Annotated in this window: 17 protein-coding genes; 7 read left to right on the top strand and 10 right to left on the bottom strand. The window is 44.3% G+C overall.

Annotated features, from left to right (window positions below; genetic code table 11):
* Nucleotides 1–37: 37 nt before the first annotated feature.
* From Q502_RS01460 to Q502_RS01450, 3 genes are read left to right on the top strand one after another with little or no spacing between them, the layout of a single operon-like run.
* Nucleotides 38–1579 carry an ABC transporter ATP-binding protein gene (locus Q502_RS01460; protein ID WP_180977928.1) on the top strand — a complete coding sequence of 514 codons (1542 nt, stop codon included), beginning with the start codon at nucleotides 38–40 and terminating at the stop codon, nucleotides 1577–1579.
* The gene (locus tag Q502_RS01455; RefSeq protein WP_099830653.1) at nucleotides 1576–2631 is read left to right on the top strand and encodes an ABC transporter permease; all 1056 of its coding nucleotides are present in this window, start codon (nucleotides 1576–1578) and stop codon (nucleotides 2629–2631) included. Before Q502_RS01460 ends, Q502_RS01455 begins: the two co-directional genes overlap by 4 nt.
* A complete protein-coding gene (locus tag Q502_RS01450; RefSeq protein ID WP_099830652.1) occupies nucleotides 2628–3587 on the top strand; it encodes an ABC transporter permease in 960 nt (319 codons plus the stop codon). The genes Q502_RS01455 and Q502_RS01450 overlap by 4 nt, the downstream gene beginning before the upstream one ends.
* Nucleotides 3588–3622: 35 nt before the next feature.
* On the opposite strand, the gene gltX is transcribed toward Q502_RS01450, so the two are convergent.
* The 8 genes from gltX to Q502_RS01410 are packed head-to-tail and all read right to left on the bottom strand — an operon-like array spanning nucleotide 3623 to nucleotide 11036.
* The gene (gene gltX / locus Q502_RS01445) at nucleotides 3623–5071 is read right to left on the bottom strand and encodes a glutamate--tRNA ligase (protein WP_099830696.1); all 1449 of its coding nucleotides are present in this window, start codon (nucleotides 5069–5071) and stop codon (nucleotides 3623–3625) included.
* Nucleotides 5064–5600, bottom strand: coding sequence for an NUDIX hydrolase (locus Q502_RS01440; protein WP_099830651.1), 537 nt, complete (start codon nucleotides 5598–5600; stop codon nucleotides 5064–5066). Before Q502_RS01440 ends, gltX begins: the two co-directional genes overlap by 8 nt.
* A gap of 1 nt (nucleotide 5601) precedes the next feature.
* Nucleotides 5602–5994, bottom strand: coding sequence for a cytidine deaminase (locus tag Q502_RS01435; protein ID WP_099830650.1), 393 nt, complete (start codon nucleotides 5992–5994; stop codon nucleotides 5602–5604).
* A complete protein-coding gene (locus Q502_RS01430; protein WP_099830649.1) occupies nucleotides 5948–7315 on the bottom strand; it encodes a hemolysin family protein in 1368 nt (455 codons plus the stop codon). Before Q502_RS01430 ends, Q502_RS01435 begins: the two co-directional genes overlap by 47 nt.
* A gap of 20 nt (nucleotides 7316–7335) precedes the next feature.
* Nucleotides 7336–7803, bottom strand: coding sequence for a 23S rRNA (pseudouridine(1915)-N(3))-methyltransferase RlmH (locus Q502_RS01425; RefSeq protein ID WP_099830648.1), 468 nt, complete (start codon nucleotides 7801–7803; stop codon nucleotides 7336–7338).
* Nucleotides 7800–9011 carry an imidazolonepropionase gene (hutI, locus tag Q502_RS01420; protein WP_099830647.1) on the bottom strand — a complete coding sequence of 404 codons (1212 nt, stop codon included), beginning with the start codon at nucleotides 9009–9011 and terminating at the stop codon, nucleotides 7800–7802. The genes Q502_RS01425 and hutI overlap by 4 nt, the downstream gene beginning before the upstream one ends.
* Nucleotides 9012–9013: 2 nt before the next feature.
* Nucleotides 9014–9928 carry a glutamate formimidoyltransferase gene (gene ftcD / locus Q502_RS01415; RefSeq protein ID WP_099830646.1) on the bottom strand — a complete coding sequence of 305 codons (915 nt, stop codon included), beginning with the start codon at nucleotides 9926–9928 and terminating at the stop codon, nucleotides 9014–9016.
* A gap of 22 nt (nucleotides 9929–9950) precedes the next feature.
* Complete coding sequence (locus Q502_RS01410; protein WP_099830645.1) at nucleotides 9951–11036, bottom strand: FtsW/RodA/SpoVE family cell cycle protein; 1086 nt, start codon at nucleotides 11034–11036, stop codon at nucleotides 9951–9953.
* A 225-nt stretch (nucleotides 11037–11261) separates the two neighbouring features.
* On the opposite strand from Q502_RS01410, the gene panB reads away from it, so the two are divergent.
* Nucleotides 11262–12062 (top strand): 3-methyl-2-oxobutanoate hydroxymethyltransferase, encoded by an 801-nt coding sequence (gene panB / locus Q502_RS01405; RefSeq protein WP_099830644.1) that lies wholly within the window; start codon nucleotides 11262–11264, stop codon nucleotides 12060–12062.
* 48 nt (nucleotides 12063–12110) lie between these two features.
* Nucleotides 12111–12839 (top strand): biotin--[acetyl-CoA-carboxylase] ligase, encoded by a 729-nt coding sequence (locus Q502_RS01400; RefSeq protein ID WP_099830643.1) that lies wholly within the window; start codon nucleotides 12111–12113, stop codon nucleotides 12837–12839.
* Here Q502_RS01400 and Q502_RS01395 read toward each other — a convergent pair.
* Together Q502_RS01395 and Q502_RS01390 are read right to left on the bottom strand one after the other, a co-directional pair.
* Nucleotides 12829–13053: a S4 domain-containing protein gene (locus Q502_RS01395; protein ID WP_099830642.1), complete on the bottom strand. Its 225-nt coding sequence runs from the start codon at nucleotides 13051–13053 to the stop codon at nucleotides 12829–12831. The genes Q502_RS01400 and Q502_RS01395 overlap by 11 nt on opposite strands.
* 109 nt (nucleotides 13054–13162) lie before the next feature.
* Nucleotides 13163–14497: a hypothetical protein gene (locus Q502_RS01390; RefSeq protein WP_099830641.1), complete on the bottom strand. Its 1335-nt coding sequence runs from the start codon at nucleotides 14495–14497 to the stop codon at nucleotides 13163–13165.
* A gap of 241 nt (nucleotides 14498–14738) precedes the next feature.
* Between Q502_RS01390 and Q502_RS01385 the strand changes: the two genes are divergently transcribed.
* Entirely contained in the window at nucleotides 14739–15875 is a 1137-nt protein-coding gene (locus Q502_RS01385; protein ID WP_099830640.1) for an ABC transporter permease, read from the top strand.
* Between the two features lie 111 nt (nucleotides 15876–15986).
* Complete coding sequence (gene rimP / locus Q502_RS01380; protein WP_243392414.1) at nucleotides 15987–16445, top strand: ribosome maturation factor RimP; 459 nt, start codon at nucleotides 15987–15989, stop codon at nucleotides 16443–16445.
* Nucleotides 16446–16462: the final 17 nt, after the last annotated feature.

The raw sequence follows: 16462 nt of genomic DNA, 5'->3' as shown, positions 1-16462 counted from the left end.
CGTTGAAAGCCTCGATCTCTCAGGTATCGCAGTAGCTATGAAAGGAATTGTGAAGACCTTCCCTTCCGTTGTTGCTAATGATCATGTGGATTTCTTTGTTAGGAAAGGCGAAATACATGCGCTTGTGGGCGAGAACGGAGCAGGAAAGTCTACTCTCATGAATCAGTTGTATGGGCTTTATACTCCTGACGAAGGAGAGATCTTCATAAATGGTAAGAAAACAGTTATCAACGGGCCAAAGGATGCTATTGACATAGGAATCGGGATGGTCCACCAACATTTCATGTTGGTGGATAACCTGACTGTCGCTGAAAACGTAGTTCTAGGTTCAGAACCGAAGTACGGTCCCTTCAAAATGTTCATGGACACTAACAAGTCGCGTAAGATCGTTACGGACTTGTCTAAAAAGTACGGACTAGCCGTTGATGTGGATGCTTTTATTGAAGACATTCCAGTTGGTATGCAGCAAAGAGTTGAGATTCTGAAGATCCTATTCAGGGGTGCCGAGATTCTCGTTTTCGATGAACCGACAGCCGTTCTAACCCCTCAGGAGACCGAAGAGCTTTTCAAAATACTTAGAGTGTTAAGAGATAATGGAAAGACGATTATTTTCATCACTCATAAGCTAAATGAAGTCATGGCTATTACCGATAGGGTGACAGTTATGAGACTCGGGAAAGTAACCGGTAAGGTGAACACCAAAGACACAAATCCCAGACAACTTGCAAACATGATGGTCGGAAGAGAAGTTCTCCTAAGAGTCGAAAAGGAAGAGAAACGCGCCGGCGAAACCGTTCTAGAAGTCAAAGATCTCCATGTTAAGGATAATCGAAACTTAGATACGGTCAATGGTGTCTCGTTCTCGGTTCGTCAGGGGGAAATTGTGGGAATCGCCGGCGTAGCAGGTAACGGTCAGACAGAGCTTATCGAGGCGATCACCGGTCTTAGGAAAGTTGAGAAAGGAAACATATACTTGAGTGGCGTTGATCTTACTAATCAAACGGCGCTTGAAATAAGAGAAGCTGGTTTGACACACATCCCTGAGAATAGACTGAGAAGGGGAATGATAGCCCAGTATCCAGTCTATTACAACCTCATCCTTGGTAAACAAGACGAAGAGCCCTTTTCTCAAGAGGGGTTCATAAACCTTAGAAACGTAAAGGAATTCTCAAGAGGCGTAGTAGATGCTTTCGATGTGAGACCAAAGAACATAAACATGCTCGCTGGCAACCTCTCGGGCGGGAATCAACAGAAGGTAGTCGTGGGCCGAGAACTGAGCGTTGTTCCGATAGAACCGAAAGTTGTGGTAGTCTCTCAGCCCACCAGAGGTCTGGATATCGGAGCAATCGAGTTTATTCATAAGACTTTGATTTCGATGCGCGGCAAGGGCATTGCCATGCTTCTGATCTCAATGGAACTCGATGAGATTTTTTCTCTCTCTGACAGGATACTTGTCTTCTATGAAGGAGAGATTATGGGAGAAGTTACTCCAGATGAAGTCGACAGAGAGGAAATAGGACTTATGATGGCAGGGCATAAAAAGGCCGAAGTCGTTAGGGAACGGAGTGATGAAGGATGAATACCAGCAAGATCTACGCATTACTAGTACCGATCGTCTCCGTTTTGATAGCTCTCCTGATAGCTTCCGTGATTATTATCATGATCGGTAAGAACCCAATTACTGCATATTCCATAATGATTGACGGCGCGTTTGGTAGTCAGGAAGCACTTGCAGATACTATTATGAAGATGACACCCCTGATTCTAACCGGTCTCGCAGTCGGGTTCGGATTCAGAGCAGGAGTCTTCAACATAGGCGCTGAAGGCCAGATGACGATGGGTGCCCTAATAGGTGCAATAGTAGCCATGAATATCGGGGGAATTCCTTCGGTTATTGCCATCCCTCTTTCAATTATAGTCGGAATGCTCGCAGGTGCCTTCTGGGCATCAATAGCTGGTTTTCTGAAAGCTTTCACTGGAGCGCATGAAGTTATTTCAACGATCATGCTCAACTGGATTGCAGCTAACCTTGCTTCCTATATGGTGACCGGACCCTTGGCGGTCGGCTCCGGTACTCCGAAGAGTCCGGAAGTTGCAGAAGCATCGAAGCTTCCGGTAATACTAAAAGTTCAGGCTACTGAACTAAGCGTTGGGATTTTCATTGCCATTGCTGTAGCGATCATAATGTACATCCTGATAGAGAAGACCACCATCGGTTACAAGTTAAAGGCCGTAGGATTCAACCAGCATGCGGCTGAGTATGGCGGTATTAGTATTAGAAAGAGCATAATTCTCACAATGGCAATTAGTGGTGCTCTTGCTGGTATGGCAGGAATCGTCGACCTCATTGGAGTACCTCCTCATAGATTCGTCGGCGAACTCACAGGAGGAAGAGGATTTGACGGTATCACCATTGCGTTAATTGGGAGAAACCACCCAATCGGAATAATTTTTGCGGCTCTTTTGATAGCAGCCTTAAGAACAGGCTCCAACGCGATGCAGATTAGAGCCCAAATCCCTAATGACATCGTATCGATCATTCAGGGGATAGTAATCTTCCTTGTGGCTGCTGAGAGAATTGTCTCCACTCTTATTCTGTGGAAGCGAAAGAAAGGAGTGACTGCTATATGAGCTGGATCGAAGCGATCTTCGCAATACTTGTCAACCCCCTATTCTATAAACTCACTTTGCTCTCTGCGACTCCTTTAATATTCGCCGCTCTTGGAGGCACTTACAGCGAAGTCACCGGCGTTACGAACATCGCTCTTGAAGGTATTATGCTCATGGGAGCTTTTACCTCGATCGTCTTCACCCTACTTTCTGGTAACGCCTGGATCGGTGTACTAATGGCCGTCATCATAGGAACGGGGTTCACCTGGTTCCACGCATGGGCAAGTATTAGGTGGTCGGCTAATCAGATAGTTAGTGCTACCGCTCTTGTGATAATCGCTCAGGGAACAACTTCATTCCTGATGATTCCGATCTTTGGAAACGAAGGCCAGACCGATTTCATTGGAAGAGTTCCATACCTTGACGCAGGTTGGTTGAAGGGTATCCCTTTCATAGGCGAGATTTTTGGCTCTATGAGTCCTTTTACGTATATCGCAGTAATTGCGGTTGTTGCCAGCTGGTTCTTACTGTACAGAACACCTCTTGGTCTTCAAATGAGAGCGGTCGGAGAAAATCCTGAAGCTGCTGATACTCTAGGAATAAGCGTCTACAAGATCAGATATTTCGGAGTTCTAATGAGTGGAGTTTTCGCAAGTCTTGCCGGGGCCTTTCTTTCGGTCGGTGAACTGGGAAGATTCGTTGAGAATATGATTCATGGAAGGGGATTTATTGCTCTTGCCGCTATGATCCTCGGAAACTGGAATCCGGTTGGGGCCATGTGGGCTGCAATACTGTTTGGAGCGGCGGAAGCGATGAACCTGCAGTTACAGAGTAGTTCAATTGTGTCGGTATCGGCAGGTGTGAAACCATTATTCAATATGATTCCATTTGTTGTCACGCTGATAGTGGTGGGCGGTTTTATTGGCAAGACGCGATCACCTGCTGCTTCGGGAATACCTTACGAAAAAGAATCCTGATTACAAAAACAAGAGGCCTTTCGGGACCTCTTGTTTTACACAAATCTCAGAGCCTGTTGAAGTCTGTTCAAAGTCTTGTTTCTACCGAGAAGAAAGATAACATCAACAAGTTCTGGCCCTTCATCGGCCGCTGTTAGAATATGCCTCAAGGACATGTAGAACCCCTTTCTATCGGGTTTGAATTCGTTGAGAACTGCTCTGATCGTCCCGACTATTTCATCGTTGTTCCATGCATCAAGATACTCTATTCTGTCTTTGAAGGCCTCAAGAGCCCTATAGATTCCCCTATCGATATCACTAGAGGGGTTGAAGGTAGAGATTTCCGGCTCTTCGAAATAAAGATGCATTTTCTCCGGCACTTCCAATAGGGTTTCCACTCCCTTTCGAACGGAGTCAATTGCCCTTCTCAACCACTTCCTATTGGCGATGACTTCTTCTGAAGACATTAGACCTGCTCTCACAATAAACGGAATCGTCAGATCGGTTATCCTATCCACATCGCATTCACGAATGTAGACCCCGTTCATCCATCTTGCCTTGGTCTCATCGAAGATTGCAGCGCTCGTATTCACTCTCTCAATCGAAAAGCTTTCGATTATCTCCTCGTGTCGTAAGATCTCCTTACCATCAGGATGTGACCACCCTAGTAAAGTAAGAAAATTGAAGAAAGATTCTGGCAAAAAGCCTTTCTCTCTGAATTGCTCTACAGATGTATCTCCATGTCTTTTGCTCAACTTCTTTCCATCTGGCCCAAGAATCATCGACAAGTGTGCAAAAGATGGTATTGGTGCTCCAAAAGCTTCATAAAGAGCAAGTTGCCTTAGGGTATTAGATAGATGATCATCTCCTCGTAAAACGTGAGAAATCTCCATAGAAATGTCATCAGCAACTACCGCAAAATTATATATTGGTTGACCGTTGGACCGCATTATCACAAAGTCTCCAATTGCTCCCTCTTTGAAAACAACCTCGCCTTTGATTTTATCGGGAAGCCTGTACTCCTTGCGTGGCATGTTAAAGAAGACAACCGGATTAAGTCCTTTGGCTTCGAACTCCGAAACCCTTTCTGGCGAGTTGAAGACCTCCAGCATCTCTTGAGAATAATGAGGTGCCTTTCCTTTTGAAAGCATTTCATCGTGAAGCGCTTCAATGTCTTCAGGATAAGCATAGACATTGTAGGCTAGCCCCCTTTTAAGGAGATCGAATACCATCTCGCTGTAAACTTCTCCTCTTTCACTTTGTCTATAGGGCCCAAAGGACCCACCCACATCGGGTCCTTCATCCCAGGTGATCCCCAACCACAAAAGTGACTCCATGAGTTGCTCCTCAAATTCCTTTGTGGATCTTGAAACGTCGGTATCTTCAATACGAAGGACGAGCTTGCCGCCGTAATGCTTCGCAAACAGGTAATTGAACAACGCAGTTCTGGCACCACCAACATGAAGGTATCCAGTAGGGCTGGGCGCAAACCTTACTCTAATCATCATCATCACTTTCCCTTCCAGCAAAAGCAAGTAAAATCCCCGAAATACTCTTGCTATCAGTTATTTGTCCGTCAACAATCATTCTGATCGCCTCTCTTGAGTCGATCAGAATCGGCACCACAAACTCTCCTTCATCGGGACAGGGATCCTGAACCCTTTCCACCTCTGCAAGGTAGATATGAATTATCTCATCGGAAAATCCCGGCGAAGTCTCAATCGTAGTCAGTTTGCGTAAGTATCTTGTAACATATCCCGTCTCTTCCAGCAGTTCTCTTCTGGCGCAGTCTTCTGGGTTCTCACCGGCATCAAGCTTTCCGGCAGGTATCTCGAGCATGAACTTCTGAACGGGGAAACGGTATTGCTTCACGAGCAGCAATTTATCATCTACGAATGGAACGACAGCAACGGCACCGGGATGACGAACAACCTCTCTAAATGCCGTAGTACCGTCTTGGATTGAGACGGTGTGTCTTTCAAGATCAAGAATTCTGCCCGAAAAGATTTTCTCCTTTCTTATCGAATGCTCCATCTTACTTCTCCATCTCAAAATGCAGTGGCAGGAGCTCATAGGAAGTAGTTCTCTTGGTTATTCCATCGCCCACTAGAATCACTTCGAAATTGCCAAATTCTGCCATGAACTGTCTGCAGGCCCCGCACGGAGAAGTCGGTTCCTTTCTGTTACTAACTATTGCAATACTCCTGAACTTCCTGTATCCTTGTGAGACAGCCGAGACAATCGCAGATCTTTCGGCACAGATGGAAAGTCCATAAGAACTGTTTTCTACATTGGTTCCAACGAACACTTCGCCTTCCTCAGTAAGCAAGGCCGCACCAACAGGAAACCCTGAATATGGCGAATAGGATCTATCCTTTGCCTCAATAGCTTTCTGAATTAGCATTATCTCCTCTGATTTGTCTTTCATCAACCTTCCTCCTGTCAACAATGAGCCTGATCTTCTCAACTTTATTCTTTCCAGCAGCGAGGATCTCAAAAGTAAAGCCATTAACAATTATCTTCTCTCCGACTTCCGGAAACCTTTCAAGTACTTCCAGAAGATAGCCTCCTATTGTCTCAAACTCAGTATCTGGAAAATGGTGCTCAAGTTCTCTCTCGATATCATTTATTGGTGTCATTCCGTCAACAATGAACTCGCCTTCTCCTAGCCTCTCTATCATAATCTCTTCGGACTCTTCGTCATACTCATCCAGGATCTCACCGGTAAGCTCTTCAATTACATCTTCCATTGTTATTATCCCTGCTGTCCCGCCATACTCATCGATAACTACCGCGAGATGATTCTTCTTCTCTCTGAATTCTCTTAACAGATCATCGACTTTCTTCGTCTCGGGCACGAAATACGGTGCTCTCATAATTTCCTCGACACTAATGCTATGCAGGACATCGTTATCCTTCCTTTCGAGTAAGAAATTTAGCAGATCTTTCGCGTAGCAAACTCCGACAATTCTATCAATGTTTTCTCTGTAAATAGGATAGCGAGAATAGCCTTCCGATTCTACTAATTCCATTAGGTCAATTAGCGGCTTTTCCTCTTCAAGTGCAACGATTTCCACCCTTGGAGTCATAATCTCCTTCACCGAGATGTCCTTCAATTCGAGCGTCCTCTTCATAATCATTCTCTCTTCCGACTGAAGAACCCCTTCTTCATGGCCGGCATCGACGGCCGACCTAATCTCGTCTTCGGTTATGAAGGGAGCAAAATCGGCTTTCTTACCTCCAATGAAGACTATAAAGAAATTCGAGATGCGTAACAGAAGCCACAAAAGAGGTTTCAGAATCATCGTGATTACGGAAATTACCGTTATCATTTTTCTAAAGAGTCTTTCAGAGTTTTCCCTTGCAAAGATCTTCGGAGTGATCTCTCCAAACACAAGTATTAAGAATGTCATAACTCCCGTAACAAGCGCTGCGGCAATGCCTGCGGAGTTGCTCGGAAGGAGCTGCAGTGCAAGCAAGGTTGCGAGTGATGAAGATAGTATGTTGACAACATTGTTCATGACAAGTATAGCCGTAAGAACCGAATTAGGGTTCTCTACGAAATACCTAACAGACTTGCTGAACCGCTTTTCTTTGTCATCCATAAGATCGCGTAGCTTCAATTTGCTCATCGACATGAGAGCCGTTTCAGTTCCAGAGAAGATGCCCGAAAGATAGAGAAGGAAGCCAAGCAGTGCCAGATTCAGTATAAGCGAAACAGGGTCCCCGCTACTAGTAGGGTCTTCCACTTCTTATTTGCACCTCCAAATCAATAATGATACGGTCTGTTGTCAAGAATAGTATGTGCCCTGAAAAGCTGCTCCAAAAGAATTAGAACGGCCATTTCATGCGTAAATGTCATTCTTGACAAGGACAGCTGTTGCCAGCCCTTCGATAGAACCTCTTCACTAAAACCCAAGGGTCCCCCAATGAAGAAAGTCAGGCCGCTTACTCCTATATTTTGCCATTTTTCAAGCATTCGTGCAAACTCTTCCGATGAGCGATGTTCTCCTAGTTCGTCAAGAAGGAGTATCTTGTCGCTCGAGTTGGCTATTTTCAAATACCTCTTGCCTTCTCTCTCTTTGACTATCTCCTTGTTCCTGGAGGTGTTGCCTCCTAGAGGGAGATACTCAATACCAACTTTACCAAAGCTGCTGAGCCATTTTCTATACTGGTCGATACCCTCAACAACAAAACCCGACTTTGGCTTCCCCGTTGCAAAAATCCTGATATTCATCTTACTTTCTTTCCACTCTTGATTACTCCCTTTACGAGATCTCTAGAGAAATTGTAGACGATTTCACTGTAATCCTTCACCTTCAGAAGCAGCAAATCGGCATCGTATCCTTGCTCTACTCTACCCTTTCTACTCTCAAGACGCAAAGCGTATGCGCTATTCACAGTGTAAGCATTTATCGCTTCTTCTACGGAAAGACCACAACGCGAAACCGCCAAGAATATTATTAAGAAAGGGTTATAGATGTTGCAGGAACCGGGATTGAAGTCTGAGGCTAATGCAACTATAGCTCCCCTATCTATCAATTCGCGACCTCGTGCAAAATCCTCATTAAGGAAGAAAGATGTTCCAGGCAGAAGAGTGCAAACTGTATCGCTCTTCGCCAGGAGTTCTAATGTCTCATTGTCTGCGGAGATCAAGTGATCGGCGGAGGTGGCTCCAAGCTCAACCGCTAACCTTCCGCCTCCTGATGATGAAAGTTCATCCGCATGGAGTTTCGTCTTGAATCCCATTTTTTTCGCCTTACTCAAATACTTTCTCGACTGCATTTCGTTGAACACACCCTTCTCGCAGAAAATGTCAACCGTATCGGTGTATTCTCCAAGTTCAGAGAACATGTCTGCCATCGAATCCAGAAATTCCTCTGCAGATCGATACTCCTCTGTCAATGCATGGGCACCCAGAAAAGTGGGAATAATGTCCATTGGGTGAATGGAATTCAATGTCTTAAGAACCTTCAGCTGCTTGAGTTCGTTATCCCTGTCGAGACCGTAACCGCTTTTGCCCTCAATAGTAGTAACTCCAAGAGAAAGCATCGCGTCAAGGTATCCCATTGACTCGGCCACAATTCTGGAAGCAGGAGCGCTTCTTACTTCTCTTACGGTTGACCTGATACCCCCTCCTGCATTCATTATGTCCATATAACTCTTCCCAGAAAGCCGCATTATGAACTCATCACTTCTACTGCCGACAAACGGGATGTGGGTATGACAATCGACAAATCCGGGAATAACCACCAGCTGGCTGCCATCAACATACTCGTTCGCCTTCACAAATTCGCTACCGACATAAGTAATCTTGCCTCCCTCAATTGCAATGTTCACACCGCGTTTGATTTCAAGAGAGGACATTTTCTTGCCCCTTAATGGCCCCAATTCTGGAGGTGAAGCAGTCTGCAAGACGTCGACAATTGCCAAATCAACCAACATCTCTAACTATCCTTGTCTGCAATGAAATCCAGCACCTTCTTCTCAAGAATTGAGGAGCTGGAAAATCTCTCGAGCCTAAGATAATGATCAGCAACATCAACAAGTGCCTGAAGTGGAGTAAGTCCTACTATTTCAGATCCTACAATCGGAACTCCGTACCTTTCAGCTTCCGACCTTATCACTTCGAATACCCTGAATAGAGGAGTCTTTTTGTAATTGGTCATGTTCATCGAGATCTGAACCATATTCCTGTCCTCTAGTCTGAAGCCAAGCGCCTTCACATACCGAAATCCTCCGCTTATATGTCTGATTGACTTCGCGATCTTATTTGCGATCTCGATTTTGTCAGTTCCCAAATTTACGTTGAAAGCGATAAGATACTCTCTACAACCCACCGCCACAACACCTGCAGAAGGATGAATCTCTGAAGGACCAAAATCAGGTTTCCACTGTTCGTCAGCCATCTTCGAAGCAAAGTTTTCGAACTCTCCTTTTCTTATGTTTGAGAGACTTACACGCTCCGAACAAGTCGCGGAGTCTTCATACAGGTAGACTGGAATCTGTAGCTCGTCACCAATTCTCTTTCCCAGTTTCTTGGAGAGTTCCACGCATTCCTCCTTTGTCGTGTTCATAACTGGAACGAGAGGAATAACATCAGTTGCTCCCATCCTCGGATGTTCACCAGAATGGTTTCTTAGATCGATCAGTTCTTTTGCTTTAAGAGTCATATTGAACAGAGCAGTTTCAACTGCTTCGGGTTCACCGGCAATCGTAACGACAGAACGATTGTGATCAGCATCACTTGAATAATCTAAAACCCATACATTCTTTACCTTACTGGACTCTTCGACAATCTGTTCTACCACATCCAGCCTTCTTCCTTCACTGAAATTTGGCACTGATTCAATGAGTCTCATCTGTACCTCCTCAAACAAACTGCTATTCATGTTCTCTATCGTACTCGACCTCTTTACCTGTGTAACTTTGGACAATACCCAACTGTAGCGCGAATATCATCGATGACGATCCACCGTAACTTACAAATGGCAAAGGGATGCCCGTGACTGGCAGAAGCCCCAGATTCATTCCGATATTCTCTACCACGTGAAAGGCAAAAACAGCGAATATCCCGCTAAGAACTATTCTACCAAACTCACTTGTGGTTTTTCTGGTAATCGACCAGATTCTCCATAAGAGCAAAGAATACAACACTATAAGCGAAACGGAGCCTATGAAACCCCATTCCTCCCCCAGAACCGAGAAAATGAAATCTGTGTGATCTGCTGGAACGTATCCAAGTCTGTTCATAGTACCCTGAAGCATTCCGGTACCTTCAAGACCTCCAGAACCAATTGCTCTGATTGCCTGAATAGTATTATAGGCGGCACCTGACGCATATTCTTCTGGATTCAAGAAGCTGAGGAGCCTATCCCTTTGATATGGCTTGAGCCCGAACATAAAGACAACTGGAACAAAGAAAGCAATCAAAGCAGTCATCGCAATCATCAGTTTATCAAATCTCTTGCTGATGAGAGTAACAAAGTACCAGATTACTACAATTATGATCGTCGAACCGAGATCGGGTTCCAGATAAATCAGACCTGCAAAGATGGCGGCAGAGAGAACACCAAGAGAGAAAAGGCCGTATTTGTTTTTCGCTTCCCTAGAATAGATGAACCCCAAGAAAAGTATCAAAGAGAATTTGGCCAGCTCGGATGGCTGAAAACTGGCGATGCCCAGATCTATCCATCTTCTTGAACCTTCTCCAGAACCCAAATAGAGAACTGCGACCAAAGTGACCACGGAAGCAAAAATCAAGACAATAGACATACTCTTCCAAAAGTTTCTCTTAATCACATACGCCGTGAAAACGAAGACAGCACAAGAAAGCAGCACCCAAACCAATTGCCTTCCGAACAGATACTCCTCTCTCTCACCAAAAGTTGCGCTAAACAACACGATGAGGCCAAACACCATTATAGAAATCATGAATATTGGAAGTAAAAACTCTGCTCTTCTCCTCATTATGCTCTCCTCTCGCCCGAAACAATTATATATCTTAATTATTCTACTCGAGATTCTAGATGTTGATTCGCCGACAGTGGTCACGTCGTCTCAGATTGCTTTGCTCTGGAGGTAGGCAAAAATGTATAATCTCATTGTTAGGGTCAATTTTTCAGAAATAGCGAGATATTGAGTATTAGAACCTGAGACAGGCAAATTCGATTTTTGAAGGACGTGAGGTTGATTATGAATGTAAGAGAAATCATTGAATCAAAGGATCAAAGAAAGCTATCCATGGTTTCCGCATACAGTTACTTTGAAGCCAAATTCGCAGAACAGGCCGGTGTTGATTTAATCCTTGTAGGAGACTCCCTCGGAACTATGGTTATGGGCAAAAGAGATACATTATCGGTAACAATGGACGAAATGATCTGGTCTCTTAAATCTGCCCGCAGGGGCTCAAAGCAGGGGTTTATTGTTGCCGATATGCCTTTTGGATCCTATCAATGTTCAAGAGAGAAGGCAGTTGAAAATGTTATTGCCTTTCTAAGGCACGGCGCCAACGCTGTAAAGATTGAGGGAGGTTACGAAACTGCAGACCTGATCAAGTATCTAGTTGATAGAGGATTACCTGTTATGGGACATATTGGAATAACTCCTGAACACGCCAGCTTGGATGGGGAGTACCACATACAGGGAAGAGATGAAAGAAGCATCAAGAGGCTTATTGAATCTGTGAATGATCTCGAAGAAGCAGGCGTCTTTGCGATTCTTCTGGAAATGGTTGTTGAAGACGTTGCCAAGAGGCTGACTGAGGACACGTCAGTACCAACATTCGGCTTGGGTTCAGGGCGTTACTGCAATGGACAGTTTCTTAGATTGCATGATCTTCTCGGCATAAACGACGAGTCGAAACCTAAGTACATAAAGAGATACGCTAACCTGAAAACAGATATCATTGCTGCTCTTTCAAGGTTTGACGAAGAAGTGAAGTCGGGAATGTTCCCCGATGAGGAAAACGCATTTGAGGGTGTTGAAGAGGTTTGAAGAGCGGCGGTTCCAGGCTTGATAATCCCGAAAAGATGAAGTGTTGACATGATGGTAGGAGAGAATGTAGTTTCTTTCTCTGAAATCGATTCGACAAATCGATTCGCTATTGATAACCTAGACAGGCTGCCTTCTGGCTCGGTCATATGGTCACTTTCTCAAACAGAGGGTTATGGTAGACATGGAAGAGCCTGGTATTCAGGTAAAGGTGGATTGTGGTTCTCCGTTGTATTCAAGCCAACGCTAATCAAAGAGCCAAATGAATACACAAAGACCGTCTCTGTTGCTATAGTCGAGACTCTATTGCAGCTGGGCTTTAAGTCTGTCAGAATAAAATGGCCCAACGATATCCTCATTAGCAACAAGAAAGTTGCTGGCGTATTAACTGAAGCTGTCTTCACCGGGAACTCGCTCAATGGTATCGTGGTTGGCATAGGCATAAACGTAAACAACGAGATCCCCGCTGAATTGAACAAGATTGCCACATCTCTTAACTCGGTGAAAGGAACCTACATATCCCTCGAATTGCTTCTTGGCAAGCTCAACAAAAGGATTGAACTTCTGAGGAAGCGATATATCATCAGAGGGAAGAACAAATACTTGACGAGACTTTGGAAGAAACACCTTGCTTTTTCCGAGGGAGACGAAATAACTGTATCCCTACACAAAGAGGAGAAAGTGACAGGTATAATAAAGAGGATCAACCCATCATCGTTACAGATCGAACGAGAAGACGGGGAGATCCTTGATATCAAGTCCGGCGAGCTTATTCTCTAGTTTCCCTAATCACTTCTGAAAGAAATTCTTCTGTGACTCTCACTACAAGAGTCCTATTCGAAAAGCTTACTGAAACGACATCTCCGGGTTTTAGTTCGGAAGATGGTTTCGCCGGAACATTGTTCCTTTCAACATAACCCTTATCAATCGCTTCTTTTGCAATTACTCTTCGCTTTATTATTCCATTAACCTTAAGAAATTTATCCAGGCGCAAATCAAATCTCCTATAAGTATACACTTGACTATCTATCTTCAAAAAGGTATAATTATGTCAACGAGATGTTCTTGCCCCCGCCACTCCGCTAAGTGCAGGGGCTCTTTTTTTACTTGATTACCACAAGGCTTCTGATTACACCCATATCTTCGATGAACTCGCTATTTATAAGCACTCCGCTCTCAATCTCCAATCCCATAAGCCCGGTCAATATGTAGCCTGAATCAATAAAGAGACGCGCAAACCCATCAGAACCTACGAACCCGAGGAGTTTGTTGTATGTTTTCAGTTCCGAGACTACCACTCCATTTTGAAGCTCTTCGTTGGTTCTGATTTGATTCTTCGAAGAAACGTACAACCAACCATCCTGAACCCAAATGTACTGGCCCTCAACAATGAGAACGTCGCCTGAAACCAATACTTGCAGATCGGGATCAGTCTTTTCAATCATAGATCTAGCATCATCTATTGATCCTTTGTACCCTGTCCTAACTACATAAGAATATCCAACTGATTCAGAGTCATCGGAAGCAGCCCCCTGCGTTCCCATAAGGCTTGAGAAGATATCGTCAACCGAGATATTTGCATCGATCATAATCTCGCCTGTCATATCTTTTGAGAAATCTACGAAGCTCACATTACCTATTCTGAGAGCTTCCAACTCTAGAGGAACAAAGCCGAGACCGTCAAATTCAAGTTCCGATAGAAAGGAAAGATCGTTAATCCTTGCAAATCCAGAAACAAGTGGGAGGTGACGAGTAACTTCAAGATCGTCAACAGAGGCTCCTTCTAGAGCAACATGAAACCTCTCTCTGCTTTCTTCAAAAAGAGGAATAGACAATACCTCTGCAATCAATATCCCCTCCTCATTCCAAACAGAGCCCTTCTGAATAGTGCCTCCCATATCCACGTAGAAATAGCCGAAACCCGGCGAGAGATCAGACTTAACCAGAGAGAGGTTGTATCCCTTTCCAACCATCGAATATGCCTCGATGTCGCCAATGTAAAGGTACTCTTGATCCACAGCAACACTCAGTTTGATATCAGAAGGCAGCAACTGTGGAAGCAATTTCTCAATTGCCGTCTTCACAGTTCTGGGGTTTGATATCGGGCCAAGGATTGCTATCACTCGATCTAAGCCCTCTGAATCCACCCATGCGGCCAACCCGAAATCTCCATCGAAAGCCCTAAAAATATCCTTCGGATCAAGACCATTATTATATGCCAGCATCTCAACGTACTGAGCAATCAGCTGTTCTATGGCCAGCTGATTGAGCACCATATCAAATAGAACTGTTTGCTTCGAAACTTTGTAATTATCATTTAAGTGCTCTACTACCAGGACGCTCTGTGACGACACTGGCAGTCTCTCTGCCATGGAATCAACACTAGCTAGTGATAGTGCTCCGACAACAAGTAAAACAAGCACCGTCAACTTCTTCATTTATTCACCTCCAGGATCGTACTCTGATTTTAGACGACTGAACAGCCTGAACTGTTCTTGGTGTGATTCTACCACTAGATAGTTGTGTAGGTGTGACTGCCATCCTCGTTGTGGCTTTTAAACTATGAGTGTAGTAATTGGCAAAAGAAGGTCTTGAGCTAATGATTCTAATTGGTATATAGTATAATAATTGTTGTCAAACGTGATTTGGTGCCGAGACCTAGAAAGAGAGGAGCGTTGCTTGAGGTTTCTGAAGCTTGTCCAAAATGATCTTCTTCTCATTTTCAAGTCAAGAGCTTTTCTTCTGATGCTGGTATTGCTGCCGGTAGTTCTTGCATCAATCTCTTCCATAACTTCCGATACGGGAGGTTACTCAAACTTGAGGATAGGTATTGTAAATGAAGACAGGACATTTGTAGGGCTTTTTTTCGTACAGTACGCTACATCAATGCTTAAAGGCGAAAATATCGTCCAGCTTTCAAGCAGGAGTGAAATCGACTCCGTAATCGATGATCTAGATGGTGTCTTTGTTATTCCAAGGGGATTTGCAAACAATCTCCTTTTTCAGGAACCGTCGGAGCTAATCTTCATTCCCAATCCCGGTTCGATGCAGACTGCGGTTGCAATCTATCAAGTGATGAGCAACGTATTGAGAGAATTCAAAGCTCTCCCCGTTGTTGCAGATCCAGAATTTATGAAAACAGTGGATATCGACCCGAATTATGTGGCACCCTCTCTCTCCGTTGAAGGGATAACTGAGTCAAGACTCAGTTTCTCTTCCCTTCTCTTTCCAATAGTCCTGGTTACGACGATAATGTTTGTTTCAACAGTCGGAGCCGCAACGGGAATCTTCGAGGATCGCAGAAGTGGAGTGATTGACCTTCTACGGCTTTCGAACGTTGGAGCATTAGAGTATACAGGAGCCAAGGTTTTGAGTTTCACGGTTTTTTCCACAATACAGGTTCTGATATTCATAACTGCTGGAAGCCTTTTTGGGCTCCAGATAGCCTCTAATCTCTTTCTCTATATAGCGGTAATTGAGGTATTTATTCTCCTTTTCACATCCATAGGGATTCTGATCGGCACGATTTTCAATTCTGCTAGGAGTGCGCAGCTTACATCTGTTTCTATTGTTACGACCGTGTTAATTCTCAGTGGAATCCTGATACCTCATTCAATGTTCCCCGAATGGCTTGAGATCTTCAGTAAAAACCTTCCCGTAACATCTCTTCTCGTAGCGCTTCAAGGCATCTCGATGCTAGATTTCAGTCTCTCCAAGGTGATTGCTCCTTCCATTCTGAATCTCTCACTGGCAGTTGTAATAGTCCTTCTTGGCGGAATTGTGGTAAGGAGAGAGGACATATCACTAGCAGATTAGATCTTCGTATTGACTGCTGCTGACAAAAGAGTTATAATTGCTTTAGTTGAAATGCTCCCAAAGGGAGAGGGCTTATGTTGCCCTCTATTTTTTATTATGGTGGTGTTGTTTGTGGAGGACCTGAAGAAAGAGTTGCTCGCGCTGGCAAATGAAGTCGCAAACAACCTGGGGTATTCGATCTATGACCTAGGTCTCTCAAGAAGAGGAAAGAAGAGACTGGTGAAAGTCACGATCGATAAGCTGGACAGATATATCTCAATAAGCGACTGTGAATCGTTTTCGGCCGAGTTTGATAGAGCACTTGATTCAGCGGACCTCGTTCCCTTCTCTTATGATCTGGTAGTCGAATCCCCGGGACTTGAACGTGCATTAAGAGATCTTGATGATTATTTCAGATTCACTGGAGAGAAGGCAAAGATTATACTCAAGGAACCCGTTGAAGGGATTTCAGTTGTGATTGGAAAGATTGTCTCGTGCCAAGGTGAAGTTGTTACTGTCGAGAGCTCTGAGAACGGTAAAGAGATAGCATTCCACTTTTCAAATGTTAAGCGTGCTAACCTAAAACTATGATTTGGATGGTGAGGTGT

Source organism: Mesotoga sp. Brook.08.YT.4.2.5.2. (assembly GCF_003351125.1).
Lineage (GTDB): Bacteria > Thermotogota > Thermotogae > Petrotogales > Kosmotogaceae > Mesotoga.
Note: the sequence above shows the minus strand (reverse complement) of the source record. Positions and strands in the feature narration are given on the sequence as shown.